The 16832-nt window shown below is 54.5% G+C and carries 15 protein-coding genes; all 15 read left to right on the forward strand.

Annotation, left to right across the window (positions count from 1 at the left end):
• The first annotated feature begins 10 nt into the window (after positions 1 to 10).
• The 15 genes from EQG79_RS00245 (at position 11) to EQG79_RS00315 (ending at position 16824) form a co-directional block, all read left to right on the forward strand.
• A complete protein-coding gene (locus EQG79_RS00245; protein WP_129598682.1) occupies positions 11 to 1102 on the forward strand; it encodes a DegT/DnrJ/EryC1/StrS family aminotransferase in 1092 nt (363 codons plus the stop codon).
• Positions 1103 to 1189: 87 nt separating this feature from the next.
• Positions 1190 to 3268, forward strand: coding sequence for a glycosyltransferase family 39 protein (locus tag EQG79_RS00250; RefSeq protein ID WP_077919920.1), 2079 nt, complete (start codon positions 1190 to 1192; stop codon positions 3266 to 3268).
• A 69-nt stretch (positions 3269 to 3337) separates the two neighbouring features.
• Positions 3338 to 4039, forward strand: coding sequence for a WbqC family protein (locus EQG79_RS00255; RefSeq protein ID WP_077919921.1), 702 nt, complete (start codon positions 3338 to 3340; stop codon positions 4037 to 4039).
• Between the two features lie 76 nt (positions 4040 to 4115).
• Positions 4116 to 4769, forward strand: a complete 654-nt coding sequence (locus EQG79_RS00260; protein ID WP_129598686.1) for an acetyltransferase — start codon at positions 4116 to 4118, stop codon at positions 4767 to 4769.
• Positions 4766 to 5944: a glycosyltransferase family 4 protein gene (locus EQG79_RS00265; RefSeq protein WP_129598689.1), complete on the forward strand. Its 1179-nt coding sequence runs from the start codon at positions 4766 to 4768 to the stop codon at positions 5942 to 5944. The genes EQG79_RS00260 and EQG79_RS00265 overlap by 4 nt, the downstream gene beginning before the upstream one ends.
• Positions 5945 to 7087 (forward strand): acyltransferase family protein, encoded by a 1143-nt coding sequence (locus EQG79_RS00270; protein ID WP_236648616.1) that lies wholly within the window; start codon positions 5945 to 5947, stop codon positions 7085 to 7087.
• Complete coding sequence (locus tag EQG79_RS00275; RefSeq protein ID WP_129598693.1) at positions 7084 to 8133, forward strand: glycosyltransferase family protein; 1050 nt, start codon at positions 7084 to 7086, stop codon at positions 8131 to 8133. Before EQG79_RS00270 ends, EQG79_RS00275 begins: the two co-directional genes overlap by 4 nt.
• Positions 8134 to 8230: 97 nt before the next feature.
• Positions 8231 to 9190, forward strand: coding sequence for a glycosyltransferase family 9 protein (locus EQG79_RS00280; RefSeq protein ID WP_236648617.1), 960 nt, complete (start codon positions 8231 to 8233; stop codon positions 9188 to 9190).
• A gap of 20 nt (positions 9191 to 9210) precedes the next feature.
• Positions 9211 to 10014, forward strand: coding sequence for a DUF5672 family protein (locus EQG79_RS00285; RefSeq protein ID WP_236648619.1), 804 nt, complete (start codon positions 9211 to 9213; stop codon positions 10012 to 10014).
• 8 nt (positions 10015 to 10022) lie between these two features.
• Complete coding sequence (locus EQG79_RS00290; RefSeq protein ID WP_129598696.1) at positions 10023 to 11036, forward strand: glycosyltransferase; 1014 nt, start codon at positions 10023 to 10025, stop codon at positions 11034 to 11036.
• Positions 11037 to 11054: 18 nt separating this feature from the next.
• Positions 11055 to 12086 carry a hypothetical protein gene (locus EQG79_RS00295; RefSeq protein ID WP_129598700.1) on the forward strand — a complete coding sequence of 344 codons (1032 nt, stop codon included), beginning with the start codon at positions 11055 to 11057 and terminating at the stop codon, positions 12084 to 12086.
• 113 nt (positions 12087 to 12199) lie between these two features.
• Complete coding sequence (locus EQG79_RS00300; protein ID WP_129598703.1) at positions 12200 to 13309, forward strand: glycosyltransferase family 4 protein; 1110 nt, start codon at positions 12200 to 12202, stop codon at positions 13307 to 13309.
• 8 nt (positions 13310 to 13317) lie between these two features.
• Positions 13318 to 14208 (forward strand): glycosyltransferase family 2 protein, encoded by an 891-nt coding sequence (locus EQG79_RS00305; protein WP_077919930.1) that lies wholly within the window; start codon positions 13318 to 13320, stop codon positions 14206 to 14208.
• Positions 14209 to 14259: 51 nt separating this feature from the next.
• Entirely contained in the window at positions 14260 to 15639 is a 1380-nt protein-coding gene (locus EQG79_RS00310) for an O-antigen ligase family protein (protein ID WP_077919931.1), read from the forward strand.
• A 21-nt stretch (positions 15640 to 15660) separates the two neighbouring features.
• Positions 15661 to 16824 carry a glycosyltransferase family 4 protein gene (locus EQG79_RS00315; RefSeq protein WP_077919932.1) on the forward strand — a complete coding sequence of 388 codons (1164 nt, stop codon included), beginning with the start codon at positions 15661 to 15663 and terminating at the stop codon, positions 16822 to 16824.
• The last annotated feature ends 8 nt before the right edge of the window (positions 16825 to 16832 follow it).

Genomic DNA, 16832 nt, shown 5'->3' on the forward strand with positions numbered 1-16832 from the left:
TAACTTACCCATGATCTACGTTACCAAATCATATTTACCCGACCTCGACGAATACACCGCCTATCTGAAAGGCATTTGGGAACGTGTGCACCTGACCAACGATGGCCCGCTGCTCCGCCAGCTCGAAGACCAGATGAAGGAGTTCCTGGGCGTTCGTCACCTGAAATACTGCAGTAACGGTACGGTAGTGCTGCAGATGGCCCTGAAAGCGCTGGATATAACCAAAGAAGTTATTACCACGCCTTTCTCCTACGTAGCGACAACCAACGCCCTCTTATGGGAAGGCTGTACCCCCATCTTTGCCGATATCCGCCCCGACGATTTCTGCATCGATCCGGACGCCATTGAGCCGTTGATCACTGAAAACACCCAGGCTATTATGGCCACCCACGTGTACGGGAATGCCTGTCGCATCGAGCAGATCCAGGCGATAGCCGACAAATACGGGTTGAAGGTGATTTACGACGCAGCCCATACATTCGGAGCCAGTTACAACGGTCAATCGATCCTTTCGTACGGCGACCTGAGTACCTGTAGTTTCCACGCCACCAAAGTGTTTCATACCGTTGAAGGCGGGTGTATCGTGACGGACAACGACGAGATGGCCGAAAAGCTGCACTTCTACCGTTCGTTCGGCCACCGCAACGACGACTACCGGAGTGTGGGCATCAACGCGAAAAACTCCGAGTTACACGCAGCCATGGGGCTTTGTGTACTGCCCAAAGTGCCCGAACTGATTGCCAGCCGGAAAGAGGTATTCGGGTACTACGACAGCCGACTGGATTTCTCGAAAATTACCCGCCCCACCCTCACGCCGGGTGTAGATTACAACTACGCCTACTACCCGATTGTGTTCGATACGGAAGAAACGCTGCTACGAGTTATGGACGCCCTGCAAGCGCAGGATGTGCTGCCCCGGCGGTACTTCTACCCGTCGCTTAATACGCTCCCCTTCGTGAAAACCCACCAGCCCTGCCCGATTTCGGAGAACGTATCGCTGCGGGTGCTTTGCTTACCTATGTATCCGGGTTTGTCCGAAGTCGATGCCGACCGTATTGCCAGCGTCGTTAACGAGGCCGTTGCTCTGGTTAATATCGATTAATAAGTGCTGGCTATTGATTGGGCGCTGGTCACCGACTAGGCCAGCAATACCTTAGAACCAGTCACTTATGATTCGTTATTCGATAGTATGACACTTATCTACATCCTTGCCTTATTTCTTTTTCTATTCTACGTTGGACGACTAGCGGCCCGAATTTGCCGCCGGTCGCTGGTGGACTGGCTATTGACTTCGTTTTTGCTTGGGGCAGGCAGCGTTATCCTGACGGGCTTTATCCTGTCGGCGCTTTACCAGACCAATACTACCCCCGTATGGGCCGTGTCGGTCTTCATTACGGCAACGGTGCTGGGTCGTATACTGCGCTGGCTTGTTCCAGATCATGAACGCTTCTCGGTGTCGCTGCTGATCCGGGACCGGCGCCACTCGATGCGCCGGTGGTTTCAGGCCCTGACCACCTTCCCGAAGTTTCTGTTCACGATCCTGTTTGGCACGCTCGCCGTTATTGCGGTAACGAACCTGCTGCTCGTTTTCTTTACCGTTCCCAACGAATGGGATAGCATGACCGGGCACCTCAACCGGCTGATGCAGTACATGCAACGCGGTACCATGCGGCATTTTGGCGGTACCAACTGGAACATTGACACCTACCCCAAGAGCGTCTGTACGCTTCAGATCTATTCTTTTCTGATGACCGGCCGGTTCGAAAACGGCTTCAAGTTCATTCATCACCTCAGTTACTGGGTAGCCATCGTCTCGGTTTTCGGTATTATCCAGCGCATCGGGGTTAGCCGGGGTGCGGTGTCGCTGTCGGCCAGTTTTTTCTGTGCCCTTTGCTATGCGCTGCTGCCTGACTTTCTGATGCAGGCCATTACGACCGAAACCGATATTGTGCTGACCGCCTACCTGAGTGTGCTACTGTACATGCTCTTCAGCTACCAGGCTTCCGGCAGTCCGCAAACCCGCGACAGCCGGTATCTGTATCTGGCAGGTATGGCCTTCGGCATGGCCTTTGGCCACAAGATTACTTTCGCGCTGCTGCTGCCGTCGGTGTTTGTGATTATGATCTACACGGTCTTTCTGTCGCCATCGCTGGCCATCACGACCCGGCGAACCCTGCGACTGGCGGGAGCTATACTGGTAGGCGTTTGCTTATGGACGCTGCCTACCGGGTATCTGAAAAATATCGAAGTATTTGGTCATCCGATTGGCCCGCCAACCGCTCTCAAACACCAGTCGGTAGAACGGGCAGGCTCGGCCCGAAACCTGTTCGAACAGGGAAGCCGGAATGTGATTCGCTATGCCTACGACCATGCTAATCTGGACGGTATCCGGAACGTTCGGGCCGGGGCTACCCTGAACCATGCCATGCGGCAACCCCTGGTTATACTGGAAGATAAACTGCATATGCGCCTGGACGAAGAGACCGATTTCTCCATCCAGCCGTTTGCGTTCGACCGCAAGTTTATGTTCTACAATGCCAACCCGTACTGGGGGGCTATCGGCATTGGGCTGATTTTTCCGCTACTGATTCTGGTTCTGACGGGCTTTGTTCGGTCTACGCCCCATCTGTTCATCGGCCTGGCCCTGCTGCTACATTTTGCCGCTCTCTCCTACTCGGCTCCATATGACCCCTTCAAGGGTCGATACTTCATCGAAACGGGCCTGTTCGGCATCCTGTTTCTGGGCCTCCTGTTTTTGCACGCCCGGCTATCAGTCGAGGTGCCGAAGCGCGTGGTCTGGAAAGGGTACGTTGGGCTGATTGTCGTGCTTGGCTGCGTCTCGGCCCTGATGTGCGTGTTTCTAAACACCCGGGCGCTTCCCTTTGCCTGGACGGCTCCCGACGGACGGCCTTTTCCGTCTGCGTTTTCATCGGACCGTGTTGAGCAGATGACCCTCGGGCGGCCCGACATCTTCCGGCCCTACAAACGATTTGACGAACTTGTTCCGGCAAACGCAACGGTGGCCCTCGGTACAATCAACGACGATTACGAGTACCCGCTATACGGACCGTCCCTGTCGCGTCGGCTCATACCAATCAACCCGTTCGAACAGGGTCTGAGACCGATTCCGAAAGAGGCCGATTACCTGTTTTTTGCCAGTAGCGTAATCAGACCCCAGGCCGGAGATATTCGGTTAGGCACCGATACGACCCTGCGGGCCATTGCGCCTGTACCGGGCGAAGACTATTACCTCCGCAAGCTGAAATAACCATACCTGTTCCGTTGCGGGCTTGCTCCCTGTCGGCCACGAACCAGCCTCACTACCCCAAATTGCCCTATGACTATCGCCATTATGCAACCTTATTTCCTGCCCTACATCGGCTACATGCAGCTGATGAGCGCAGTAGATACGTTTATCCTCTATGACGATGTTTCGTTCATTAACCGGGGCTGGATCAACCGGAACCGGCTCCTGATCAACGGGCAGGAATACCTGTTTACGGTTCCGTTGCGCGATGCCAGCCAGAATAAACGCATTAATGAGGTTCATCTGGCCGACGATCCGAAGTGGCGGAGTAAGCTGCTGAAAACCATCGAACAGGGCTATCGAAAAGCGCCATATTACGGAACGGTAATGCCCCTGACTGAAAAAATTGTCAACTTTACCACTGACTCGATCGCCGAACTGGTTCATTTTAGCCTGGTAGAGCTGAATACATTCCTGGAGATACCTACGCGTCTCGTGGCCTCCTCATCAATCTATCAGAATGCAGACCTGAAAGCCCAGGACCGTATTCTGGACATCTGCCGGCAGGAAAAGGCCACGCGGTACATTAACCCCATTGGCGGTACCGACCTGTATGACAAGCCATCGTTTGCTACGGCGGGTATCGACCTTGCTTTCATCCAGGCCAAACGGGTCGAATACGCCCAGTTCAACCGGCCGGAGTTTGTTCCCTGGCTGTCGATCATCGACATAGTAATGTTCAACGATGTGCCGACCACCCGGGCTATGCTAACCGAATTTGATTTATTATAACCGAGAATGAACGACAACTTCGGGATTCGCCTGTCGTGTATGCCCGAATCTGTCGTTCATCATTCACTCATAAACTATGGCAAACGTTATCATCTTTGGCGTGATGGATACAGCCGAGCTGGCTCATTTCTATCTCACGCAGGACTCGGAACACGACGTAGTGGCGTTTACCGTGAGCCGCGAGTATTTGACCAGTACTGAGTTCCGGGGTTTGCCGGTTGTGGCCTTTGAGGACGTAGCAACGATTTACCCCCCACAGGATTTTAAGTTCTTTGCGCCCATGACCGGTCGTGGCATGAACCGCAACCGCGAGCGGATTTACCTGGAAGCGAAAGCCAAAGGTTACGAATTCATCTCCTACGTCAGCTCAAAAGCCACGCTGTTTGGCAACCAGATCGGCGAAAACTGCTTTATTCTGGAAGACAATACCATTCAGCCCTTCACCACCATCGGCAACAACGTAGTGCTCTGGAGCGGCAACCATATCGGGCACCACGGCCAGATTAAAGACCACGTTTTTTTCACCTCGCATGTTGTCATGTCGGGTCACTGCGTCATTGAGCCGTACTGCTTCTTTGGGGTGAACAGCACCATCCGTGATTTTCTGCATATTGCAACCGGAACGCTGGTCGGCATGGCCTCTGCCATTTATAAAGACACCGACGAATGGGGGCTTTATATCGGTAACCCAGCCAAAAAATTACCCAAACCCAGCTACGAAGCATATTGAAACTTTTGTTTATCGGCCACGATGCCAATCGAGCCGGCGCCCAGTTGGTCCTGTTAAACCTGATGCGACTCCTGAAAGCCGAAGGCTATCAGATGCATCTGCTCCTGGGCGAAGGGGGGCCGCTCCTGACGGACTATCAGACCATCTGCCCCGTTACCGTGTGGCCCCCGGCCAGCCGCTACGTTGTGGGCGCAGTGGCCGATAAGGTACTCGGGAAAGTAGGTCTCTGGCAATCGATGCATGCCCGCCAGGCAGCCCAGCAGCAGCAGGCCATCCGGGAGCAATTGGGGCTCGACACGGTCGATCTGGTATTCGTCAACACGGTTACCAGCAGCCGGTGGTTCAGCCAGTTATCGATTCCTGCCCAGGTTCCGGTAGTTACGTTTGTTCACGAACTGGCCATGTCGGTCCGGATGTATACCCGCCCCGACGAGTTGAGCCAGCTCCTGACCAGAACCAATCAGCTGCTGGCCGTTTCCAGCGCGACTGCCCGGTACTACATCGAAGAGCATCATTTTGACCCAAACCGGATTACTCAGTTTACCCTGATCGATACCCCCGCGCTGGTCACGGCTGTCCGAAAGGCGAAAGCCGAGCCCCTATCGGTTCCGGGCGTTCCTGCCGATGCGCGCCTGGTTGGTGGCTGCGGAAATGCCGAATGGCGGAAAGGAAACGACCTGTTCGTTACCCTGGCCCGACAGGTCATAGGTCGCTCATCGGGCGCTCCGGTCCATTTCGTCTGGGTGGGGGTTCCGCCGGGGCCGTTGCACGATGACCTCTGGCTCGACATTCGAAAAGCAGGTCTGGCTGACCGGGTACATCTGATTCCACCTACCCCGGATGTTCTGCGCTACATGAGCCGGTTCGACGTATTCGTACTCTGCTCCCGCGAAGACCCCTACCCGCTCGTCATGTTCGAAGCGGGCTTGTGTGACGTACCGGTGGTTTGTTTCGACAAAGCGGGTGGCGCCCCCGAGCTGGTGGAGGCCGACGGTGGATTCGTTGTTCCCTATCTCGATCTGGACGCCATGAGCGGCCGGGTCATTGACCTGCTCGACCAGCCCGAACAACGCCGGCAGATGGGGCAGCGGCTGGGCCAGAAAATACTAGACCGGCATCCGGCGCAGCAAAGTGTCGCTACACTCGTAACTTTGTTCGACAAACTAACCGCCTGAATGCTGAATCCGTTTTCCGGTTCGATCCGGTCTCCTCATCCAAGCACGGCAACGGCGTCGTCGGTCAGCGTCCGTTCGGGCCACATGCCCCAGCTGGATTCGCTGCGGACCATTGCGGTCATGCTGGTGGTGATTTACCACTGGTTTCCGACCGGTGTAGGTATCAACCGGTTGCCCAACGGGTCGATGGGGGTAATGATATTTTTTGTCATCAGTGGGTTTCTGATCACCCGGATCTTACTCGATAACCGCAACCGGATCAGTCTGGGCAAAGCAACCGTAGCCGGTACGTACCGTAACTTCTTCATCCGACGGGTACTGCGCATCTTTCCGCTGTATTACCTGGTGCTGACGGGGGTATGGCTGCTGATTCCGCAGCATTCTGACATCGATGCACATCCGCTCTATTACTATCTGTACGGCTATAATATTCTGCTCCACCAGACCGGAAACTGGTCTGACGTGCTGTCGCCCTTCTGGACACTGGGCGTAGAAGAGCAGCTGTACCTGGTCTGGCCCTGGATCGTTCTGCTAACGCCCCGGTCGGCCTTTCGCTGGGTAATCGGCGGCATGATCGTACTGGGTGTTTTGTTTCGGGCCTACGGCTACGCCCGGGGCGATATTGATGGACTGCTCACCCCCGCCAGTGCCGATGCCTTTGGGCTGGGGGCTCTCTGGGCCTATGTGCTGGTTGACCGACCAGCTGCCGAGGGTACCGTACGAAAACGACTGGGCCTGATTGCCGGGCTGGCTTTTGCCGCCTTTGTCGGTATTCAGTTCCTACCCGATGATCACCTGATTACGGTCCTGTTTCAGCGGCTGGTATTATCGATACTGGCGCTGTTTATTGTTTCTCATGCCAGCGCTGGTATTGGCGGCCCCATTGGGCAGGTGCTGAATAATCGAATCCTGCTCTACATAGGCCGCATCAGCTACGGAATCTATGTATTTCATATGCTGGTTCCCGGCCATATTGTCCCAATTCTGTTCCGGATCAGTAACCGGCTGGGTGTTTCACTGACGCTGGGGTACTGGTCTCATCGCCTGTTCAGTCTGGCGGTGCTGATTGCTATTGCTTCGGCGTCCTGGTATGCCTTTGAAAAGCCGATTAACGACCTCAAACGTTATTTTTCGTATCGATGACTCTCGCTTTCACGATCTGCTCTGTCAATTACCTGGCCCAGGCGCGTACGCTGGGTGACTCGCTGCGGCAGACCAACCCGGACTATCGATATATCATCGGACTGGTCGACAAGCTCAGCGAAGCTAATTTACCCGGCGAACTGGTGCCGGATTACACCATGCTGGAGGTCGACCAGATCGGTATTCCTGATTTCGCGGCCATGTGCGACCGGTATGACATCACCGAACTGAACACCGCCGTAAAGCCATTTTACATTGACTATTTCTATAGGGAATACCCAGATGCCACCGAAGTCATTTACTTCGACCCGGATATTATCGTTTACCAGCCCCTGCGTAAGTTAGATCAGGATCTGAAGCAGTACAGCCTGGTACTGACCCCCCATACCTGTTCGCCAACGCCAGACTGGGAGCGTCCTAATGAGCAGCACCATCTGAACACGGGTATATTTAACTTAGGATTTATTGGACTTCGTAATGATAGTATAGCCAGGCAATTCGTATCTTGGTGGAAAGACCGGCTGGTGTACGAATGTCGAATTGATTTGTGCGAAGGTCTCTTTGTCGATCAGCATTGGGTTAACTTTGCTCCCGTTTACTTTGACAACGTATTGATTGAGCAGCACCTGGGCTATAATGTTGCCTACTGGAATCTGCACGAACGAATACTTGCCAAAGACGAAGCTGGTCAGTGGGTTGTAAACGGTCCGGATGATCGTCCAGCCGAATCGTTACAGTTTTTTCATTACAGTGGTTACAACCCCTCCCGCCCCGATGAGGTCTCTAAATATCAGACCCGGTACACCTTTGCCCAGGAAGCCGCAACGGCTGCCGTACGGCCCGAGCGGCAACGGCCCGAGCGGCAACGGCCCGATGCCAGGCCCTTGTTCGACCTGTATCGCGACCGATTGTTAGCGAACTACAATGATCAGTACCGGCAGTACCCCTGCATTTACATAAAACCCCCGGTAGTATTGCGGTACCAGCGGGTCCGAAAATTACTGAAAGCACCGTTCAACCGAGTTATTGCGCGTTTAGAATCGTAGAAATTGTATGGGTTTCCGACCAGGCTCCGAATGGCACCAGTTCCGAACACTCTGGACATATAGATACCGAAAGTATACTCATATTGCCGGTAAATTCGTGTCTTTTGCGTTAAAGTATATCCACCTGCAGCGGCTCAAACTAAAAGCGGGTGGGCGACCGCTGGTGGCTATTATCCTGTCGGAACAGATGGGCGACATCATTGCCTGCGAACCCGTGGCGCGGGATGTGCGCCAGCGCCATCCGGATGCGTACATCATTTGGGTAGTTCGGGAAGCGTACATAGAGCTGGTTAAACACCACCCCGACCTGGACGGTTACCTGGTCGAAAAATGCCCCAGTGAACGGATGTGGCTTATTCGTTCCGGCATCTACGACAAGGTATATAATCTGCACATATCGCACCGAAAATGCAAGTACTGCCCCGAGGATCCAATCAATCCAACGGCGGATCAGATCGGCCTGACGTTCGATAACTACTACCACCGGGGCGACCTCTTGTACATGTTTTCGCAGGCAGCCGGTTTACCAGCCCTGACCGACGAGCCCAGAATGTACATTCCGGAACCAGTACGGGAGCGGGTAGCGTCGTTGAAACTACCAGCCCGCCCCATTGTGATACATTGCCAGTCGAGTCATGTGCTGCGCGACTGGCCAGCTGAGAACTGGAACCGGCTCGTACAGTGGCTCATCGATACGTACCGCTACCCCGTCGTCGAAATAGGCCTTAAACCCGTTGTGCATATCAACGACAGTCAGTACATCAGCGTTTGTGGTCAATTAAATCTGCTCGAAACGGCTGAAGTCATCCGCCACGCCCGCCTGTTTGTCGGTATCGACAGCGGTCCGGCCCATATGGCTAATGCCGGCGGCACCGAAAGTGTGCTGTTGCTCGGTAAACTTTTTGATTTTGTGGACTACCTGCCCTATTCAGGTCGTTATAAACGGGGAGAGGGCGTAACGATCCTGAACAAGTTTGGGTACCCGTGCGCCGAATTGCCCTACGAGTGGGTACAACAGGCTGTGGCACAACGGCTTGGCCAGCCAAAATTTGTATGAACCATTCTTCGCCGGTCAGTGTGGCCGTTGTCATACCCGTCTATAAAACGTCGCTTACCGAATACGAACGCATCTCTTTTGTGCAATGTGTTTCAGTACTAGGTAATTATCCTCTTTTACTGGCCAGTCCGCATAACCTTGATATTTCCGAATACCGTAAAATATACCCAACTTTACGGGCGAAAACGTTCGACGAAGCTTACTTTGCTGATATACAGGGCTATAACAAGCTAATGTTGTCCGAAGAATTTTATCAGGCTTTTGCCGAAACCGAGTATATGCTTATTCACCAACTGGATGCATTTGTCTTTCGGGACAGTTTGACAGACTGGTGTCAACTGGGCTATGATTACATAGGAGCTCCCTGGCTGCGCGATCGCGATTTTTACAACTGGCGCGACAAAATGTGGTTTCAGGTCAAGCAGCGCATAGCCACCTGGCTCGACTTGAAAAAGCCGGATGGGATGACTCCCCGGGAAATCATCAGTCTCAATGGAGTAGGCAACGGGGGTTTATCACTACGGCGGATACCCGCTATGCTTCGGGCGCTCCGGGCATTCCGAAGTAAGATCGAGACGTATGAGCGAAGACCTGACCACCAGTATAACGAAGACGTTTTCTTTGGGGTTGAGGTAAATCGTTACAGACCTTTTTTACGCATTCCTTCGTACCATACGGCGCTGCATTTTGCGGTTGAATTTTACCCACAATGGGCCATAGAACACTACAACAAGGGTGAACTACCTTTTGGCTGTCATGCCTGGAACATTCATGGTACAGATTACTGGCGTCCAATCTTCGCTAAATACGGCTATCAAATTTGAGTGAGTGTATGACTCGGCCAACTATTTCGATCGCCCTGTGCACCTACAATGGTGAGGAGCACCTCGCAACCCAGTTGCGAAGTCTGGTTGCTCAAAAACAACAACCCGACGAGGTCGTTGTCTGCGATGACCAGTCGACAGACACGACAATCAACCTCCTGCAACAGCTGGCGGCAGAGGTTCCGTTTCCGATACGCATCTACGAAAACACTCATCGGCTAGGTTACAACAAAAACTTTGAGCGGGCGCTCGCCGAGTGCACCGGCGATCTGATTTTTATCTGCGACCAGGATGACTACTGGCTGGCTGAAAAGATCAGCACGATGACCGATTACATGGTGCAACACCCCGAAGCCCAGCTTGCCTTCTGCGACGCCTGGGTTACCGATGAGCAGCTACAGGGGCGGCAATCCCGCTTCTGGGAGTGGGTACGCTTCGATCAGGAGGCTCGCCAGCGCTGGTATTCGGGCGATATGATGGAAGTCATGCTGGAAGGCAACCGGGTCATGGGCTGCGCTACCGTGCTCCGGCGCTCGTTTCTGGCAGTAGCCATGCCTTTCCCCGACTCGGTTCCCGGCTATATCTACGACGGATGGCTCGGCCTGGTGGGTGCCACCAATAACGTGATCCACTACATCGATGAACCCCTCCAGCTGTACCGCACCCACGTACAGCAGCAGGTAGGCATCCGCCAGCAGGAACCCGCCGAACGGATACGGCTGCGGGATCGGCTGGCCCGTCACCGTAGCAAGAAGCTGGCTCCCCTGCGCGAAAAGCAGGCTCAGTTAGCCGCAATCACGCAGTTACTGAGCGGGCGTGTCCCCGAAAACTCGCCCGGTATGCAGGCGCTACGCCGTCGGCTGGCTCATTTTACGATGCGGAGTTGCCTGCCCCACGACCGACTTCAGCGCATCAGTCCAGTGCTGAGCAACCTGCGGCAGGGAAATTACCAACGGTATGCCGACGCATCGGCCAATTGGCTCGCTCCTTACCTAGCGGCCTTGGGGGATATACTCGAATGAGTTAGTTTTGCGCCTACTGTGCTACTAACTCTCTGTACCATTCGCCAATTGCCGCAGGCTATTGCCCTCGGTGATAGTTTCTCCCGTCACGCGCTTCAGCCCAACGGCCAGCCGATGCGTGTCCTGATCGGCCTCGTCGACGATCCGGCCCGCTTACCAGCCGACTTCGTGTCGCCCTACCCGCTGCTGCCCGTGGGTGAGGTTTTACCCGCCGAGCAGCTGACGGCGCTGTCGGCGAAATACACGCCTACCGAATTCGCAGCCGCCTGCAAGCCTCATGTCATTGCGCATGTGTTCAGGCACTTTCCGGATGCCGACCAGCTCATTTATGCAGACTCCGCCATTCAGTTTATGGGGTCGGTAACGCCGGTCTGGGAAGCCCTTGCCAACGCAACCATACTGCTGACTCCGCACATTACCCGGTCGCCCGCGTCCGGGCCGCAGCCCGGTGGCGCCTGGCCCGACGAAAAATACTTTCAAAACATTGGGCTGTATAGCGCTGATTTTCTGGCTTTTCGTCGCTCGGCCGAAACCGATCGCTTCCTTGCCTGGTGGCAGGATCGGGTTACCGAGCGGGCCTATATCGACTTCTGCGCCGGTTTGTGTACCGATCAGATCTGGCTGATGCATGTTCCTGTCTTCTTTCGGGACGTGGTCGTTGTTAAAAACCCGGGCTGGCATCTGGCGCTCTGGAACTTACCGGAACGCAGCCTGCAATCGTCAGGAACCAGCTGGCTTGTGACAGACCCCACGGGGCAGAACCAGCCGCTGGTATTCGTCAACCTGAAGGGTCTTTCCAATCCGAACGAGGGGTTCTTCCCGCACCAGAATCGAGTTAAACTCGCCCACCGGTCCGATATTCAGGCTCTACTGACCGCCTGTAAGTCGACCCTGTCGGCACGTCGGCTAACGTTACCGGAAGCCCAGGCTCCCGCCTATGGTCAGCAACCCGAACCAGTCGTTTTACGAGGCTGGAAACGTAGTACGGTGAAGTCGCTCCGGCTGGTTACGCGTTTTCTGGATCAGATACCCCTACCGGCCATTCGGTAAGTTCTGACCCCCAATCCTATGGCGCTTGTCTGGGAATTGTCGATAAAAACTTTAATTTTGCAGGTACTATTTCTCAGAAAAATACAAACTTGCGAGTTTGTAGATTTCCTTACATGAAAGTTCTATACGACCATCAATCGTTCACAGGCCTGACCTATGGGGGCGTTTCCCGGTATTTTTTTGAACTGATGCGTTCGTTTGCCAAGCGGCCTGATATCGAGTTTGAGTTATCCCTGCGTTTATCCAACAACGAGTATCTTGACCAGGTATCTTTCAGCCGCCACCTGCGTTACCGTAACCTGGCCGACTTACCGAATGCCAACCGGATAGCCTCTGTCCTGAACCGATTGTATAGTCTGCAACGAATACGCGCCGGCAAGTACGATGTGTTTCACCCCACGTATTATCACCGGTACTTCCTGAACTCAATCGGCAACCGCCCCTTCGTCATCACCTTCCATGATGCGACCAGCGAACGCTACGGCGATCAGTACCCGGATGTCGGTAAGGGCTTGTACGACGTAAAGAAACAACTGTTACGCCGGGCCGACTGTATCATTTCTGTGTCGGAATTTTCGAAAGAAGAGATTCTGCGCTACTTCCCGATCAACCCCGACAAAATAAAGGTGATTCATCTGGGTACAACCCTGGCCGAACAAGTCAACACCCCATCGACCGTAACGCCCGGACTACCCTTCCCGTATATCCTTTACGTTGGTAAACGGGGGCTTTACAAGAATTTTGACGGCTTTTTCCGCGCCATTCAGCCGGTTTTACAACGCCATCCCGACCTGCACCTGGTTTGCGGAGGGGGCGGCCTGTTTAACCACGATGAACAGGCGCTGTTCCACGCAGCCCGGCTGGCCGACCGGGTTCACTACCGGCCCGTTACCGATGCTGGTCTGCTGAACCTGTATCAGCACGCCCGCGCATTCGTATTTCCATCACTCAATGAAGGCTTTGGCATTCCGGTGCTGGAAGCGTTCAGCGGGGGGTGTCCGGTGGTCCTGAGCGATCGAAGCTCCTTACCCGAAGTAGGGGCCGATGCGGCCATTTACTTTGACCCGGAAGATGACGACTCGATCGCCAATGCGGTAGAACGGGTGGTTACCGACGAACCCCTGCGAGCCGAGCTGCGTCAGAAAGGCACCCGCCGTCTTCAGGATTTTTCCTGCGACAAAACGGCCCGGCAGACGCTGGAAGTTTACCAAAACCTGCTCTGAGTAAGCCTATGCCTGCATCTGATTCGTTACGCGATTTTGTTACCAAACCCTACCAGCCGCCGGTTGTGAGGACTGACGGTAAGGCTTACCCTAAACTGACCGTGGTTACGCCCTCCTTCAACCAGGTAGAATACCTGGAGCGAACCATCCTGAGCGTCCTCAATCAGCACTACCCCAACCTCGAGTACTTCATCATCGATGGCGGCTCTACCGACGGGAGTGTTGAGCTGATCAAGCAATATGAGCCTTATCTGGCCGGCTGGGTCAGCGAAAAAGACCGGGGCCAGACCGACGCCATCAATAAGGGGTTTCGCCGGGCCACGGGCGATTATGTCGCTTTCCAGAACTCGGATGACGTCTTTGCGCCCGGCGCCTTTGAACGGGTAGCCGAAGCCTGGCGAAAATCACCGCAAACCGATGTTTTCTTCGGCGATATGTACATCACCGATCTGAACGACGTTATTCTTGAAGAACTACGGGTGCCACCGTTTCGTATCGAATGCCAGATTTACGAAGGCATGCAGGTATTTAACCAGTCGTTGTTTATCCGGCGCAGTCTCATGAATCAGGCTGGCTTTCTGGACGAGAGTCTGAAGTTTGTCATCGATTATGAGATCGTTACCCGGCTGGGTGTGCAGAAAGGAGTTCGGTTCCAGCACGTCAACGGCTTCTGGGGCGGTTTTCGGGTTCAGCCCGACGCCAAGTCGTCGACCATTGCCAGTACCGTTGGGCTACAGGAGCATGAACAGATTAAACGCAAGTTTCAGCCCCAGCTCCGGAGTCCGCTTGGCGAATGGTTCTGGAAACGGTACGCCCGCGTGCGTAAATTGACAACGTTTGTCCTACAGGGCGAATTCGGGTATGTATACCATCGGCTGTCGCGCCGGCAAAATCGGTAAGCGCGCAGCTGTTCTATAATGTTTAGTGAATCAGCTAATTGATCCGACGTAATGGCTAAATTCATTCGCTTACTTCAGACGCTCGACCTCATGCGCATGGTGGTGGGCATCTGTATTCTTCTGGATGGTTATCCGCTGATCTTCTTTTTCCGGGATGCCCTGCGTCTGGCGCCGGGTAACTCTACGTTTACGGCGGTAGCCATGGCGGGTGGCCTGTTGCTGATGATTCCCTTCACGGTGCTGCGTCGGTTGTACCGGCCCAACATTACCATGTTCTGGCTCGGTATCACCTTTCTGATTCTTTGCGTGCTGTACATGTTTGTCTACAACGGCGTGCCTGGCTTCAAGGATTACGACCGGGACATGATCTATTATGCCTACATCCTGATCTTCCTGTTTTTGCTGATCAACATCCCGAACGATGTTATCCGGGTGTTTATACCGATAGTCGTCCTGTTCACGCTGGTGTCTAACCTCGGTCTGATTTATTCGCTGATTACCGACCCAACCTGGACAATTGGCCAGCGAGCCACGATCTCGCTGAACAACAGCGACGAAGGGTCCGGCAACCCGCACGCCTTCTCGCGTAATGCCTTTATGGGGCTGATCGCCTGCGCGATCTGGCTTCTTAACCCGCAAACCAATATTCTTTTCCGGCTCCTGTCGCTGTTTGCGGGGGTTCTCAACCTCGCGGTGCTGGTACTGACCCAAACCCGCTCGGCCATCGTTGCCCTGATCATTGCGGTTGTCTTCTTTGTCTACTTCAATGTTCGGCCCGCCCAGATCCGTACGGCGGTCAGAAGTTTATTCCGTCCCATGCCGATCGCCGTTATCGTAATCGGCCTGATCGGTATTAGCTTCTTCTTCCGGAAGTACTACGATGCCTATGCTATCCTGTATGGATACGTAATTGGGTTTATGGAGCGAAACCTGGAGAATGTTTATGCCCTGCTTGGGTTAAGTGTAAACTCCGGCTATAAAGCCACGCTCGACGATTCGGCCGCCAACCGATCGGTGAGTGCCCTGTTCTTTACCAACGTGCTGGAAGGGCACCCGCACCGGCTCATTCTGGGGTACGGCTACAAATTCCTTTATCTGGACATTCCGCTGATTGAATCATTGACCAATCAGGGCATTTTCGGCTTTGCGCTCTTCGGTATACTGAATGCGATGGTGCTTCGGTACGCCATCCGGAGTATGAGCACGAACCCCAATGAGCTGAGCGTTTTTCTGGCTTACTTTTATATGCTGATACTCGTTCAGCTCTTCACCAACGGACGACCGTATGACATTACGTTCTGGTTTCCGCTGGCGGCCATGATTCGGTTTATGGGGGTTGAACATCTGTTGCCCGCCCATCTGACCAAACGACCGACGCCGGGTGTTACCAGCGAACTCATGCCCGTCAGACCCCTTGCCTTACCTAGCTAGTCACTGCTTTATCAACGCCAGATGCGCATTCTGATCGTTCATAATATTCTTTGGGCGCACTATAAATCAAGCGTTTTTCAGGCGTTGCAGCGATTGATCGACCTTCGGCCCGACAGTACGCTGATGGTGTTGCAGATTGCCCGTAACGAACGTTCGCGCGCCGGTCTCGAAGCCAACCAGGCCGATGCGCCAACCTATACCTACCCGTATGAACTCCTGTTCGACCGGTATCTGGAAGAGGTAGGTCTACAGGAACGAAGCAGCGCCCTTCTTAACCGGGCCAGGGCTTTTCGCCCCGATGTGCTGTTACTGACCGGGTACTACGATCCGGCTCAGCTTCTGTTGCTGCTCTGGGCCAAAGCTACGGGTGTGCGCGTTGTGATGCAGAACGAAAGTACAGCGGCAGATCATCAGCGCGGAGGCTGGAAAGAGCAGCTGAAACGGTGGATACTGAGCCGCTGCGACGGTTTCTTCTGCTTCGGCAGCCAGTCGGCCACCTACCTCATCCAGCTCGGCATTGCGCCCCACAAAATTCTTCTCCGCAAAAATTCCGTCGACAATACAGCGCTCCGAACGGCCTATCTACAGGCCAGACAGCACCGGTCGGCCCAACAGCACTCGCTGGGTATTCGGACCCGGAACTTTGTGTTTGTTGGCCGGCTTATTGCGGTCAAAAACCTGAAAGCCTTGCTAAACGCCTTTGCCGATGCGCAGGCTCAAGCTGAACATGCAGCCGACTGGGGGCTGATTTTACTCGGAGACGGCCCCGAAAAAAGCGCCCTGTTGGAACAGGCGGCTACACGCGGATCGAGCGACGCGGTTCATTTTTTGCCAGGCCGGCCCTGGTACCAGGTACCGGATGTACTGGCCATAAGCGATGTGCTGGTCCTGCCAAGCCTGTCGGAGCCGTGGGGTCTGGTGGTCAACGAAGCCATGGCCTGCGGCCTGCCCGTCATCGTGTCGAACCGCTGCGGGTGTGCGCCTGATCTGGTACGGCATGGCGAAAACGGCTTCGTGTTCGATCCGGACCAACCCGACGAGCTAACCCGGCATCTGCTCTCGTTCATGAACGGCACTGTCGATGCCGACCAGCTGGGTCAGTCAGCCCTGGCTCATATTGCCCCATACGCCCCCGAAGCGGTTGCACAGGACATGCTCGACGGGTTCATCAAACTCACTACATAAGCGGTTAT

Origin of the sequence: Spirosoma sordidisoli, assembly GCF_004138325.1 — a bacterium.
Taxonomy (GTDB): domain Bacteria; phylum Bacteroidota; class Bacteroidia; order Cytophagales; family Spirosomataceae; genus Spirosoma; species Spirosoma sordidisoli.

Excerpts from the sequence above, each read along its gene's own strand:
- EQG79_RS00260 (WP_129598686.1), top strand. The coding sequence starts at position 4,116 with ATGGCAAACGTTATCATCTTTGGCGTGATGGATACAGCCGAGCTGGCT.
- EQG79_RS00255 (WP_077919921.1), top strand. The coding sequence starts at position 3,338 with ATGACTATCGCCATTATGCAACCTTATTTCCTGCCCTACATCGGCTAC.
- EQG79_RS00250 (WP_077919920.1), top strand. The coding sequence starts at position 1,190 with ATGACACTTATCTACATCCTTGCCTTATTTCTTTTTCTATTCTACGTT.
- EQG79_RS00275 (WP_129598693.1), top strand. The coding sequence starts at position 7,084 with ATGACTCTCGCTTTCACGATCTGCTCTGTCAATTACCTGGCCCAGGCG.
- EQG79_RS00315 (WP_077919932.1), top strand. The coding sequence starts at position 15,661 with ATGCGCATTCTGATCGTTCATAATATTCTTTGGGCGCACTATAAATCA.
- EQG79_RS00245 (WP_129598682.1), top strand. The coding sequence starts at position 11 with ATGATCTACGTTACCAAATCATATTTACCCGACCTCGACGAATACACC.
- EQG79_RS00305 (WP_077919930.1), top strand. The coding sequence starts at position 13,318 with ATGCCTGCATCTGATTCGTTACGCGATTTTGTTACCAAACCCTACCAG.
- EQG79_RS00290 (WP_129598696.1), top strand. The coding sequence starts at position 10,023 with ATGACTCGGCCAACTATTTCGATCGCCCTGTGCACCTACAATGGTGAG.
- EQG79_RS00300 (WP_129598703.1), top strand. The coding sequence starts at position 12,200 with ATGAAAGTTCTATACGACCATCAATCGTTCACAGGCCTGACCTATGGG.
- EQG79_RS00270 (WP_236648616.1), top strand. The coding sequence starts at position 5,945 with ATGCTGAATCCGTTTTCCGGTTCGATCCGGTCTCCTCATCCAAGCACG.
- EQG79_RS00310 (WP_077919931.1), top strand. The coding sequence starts at position 14,260 with ATGGCTAAATTCATTCGCTTACTTCAGACGCTCGACCTCATGCGCATG.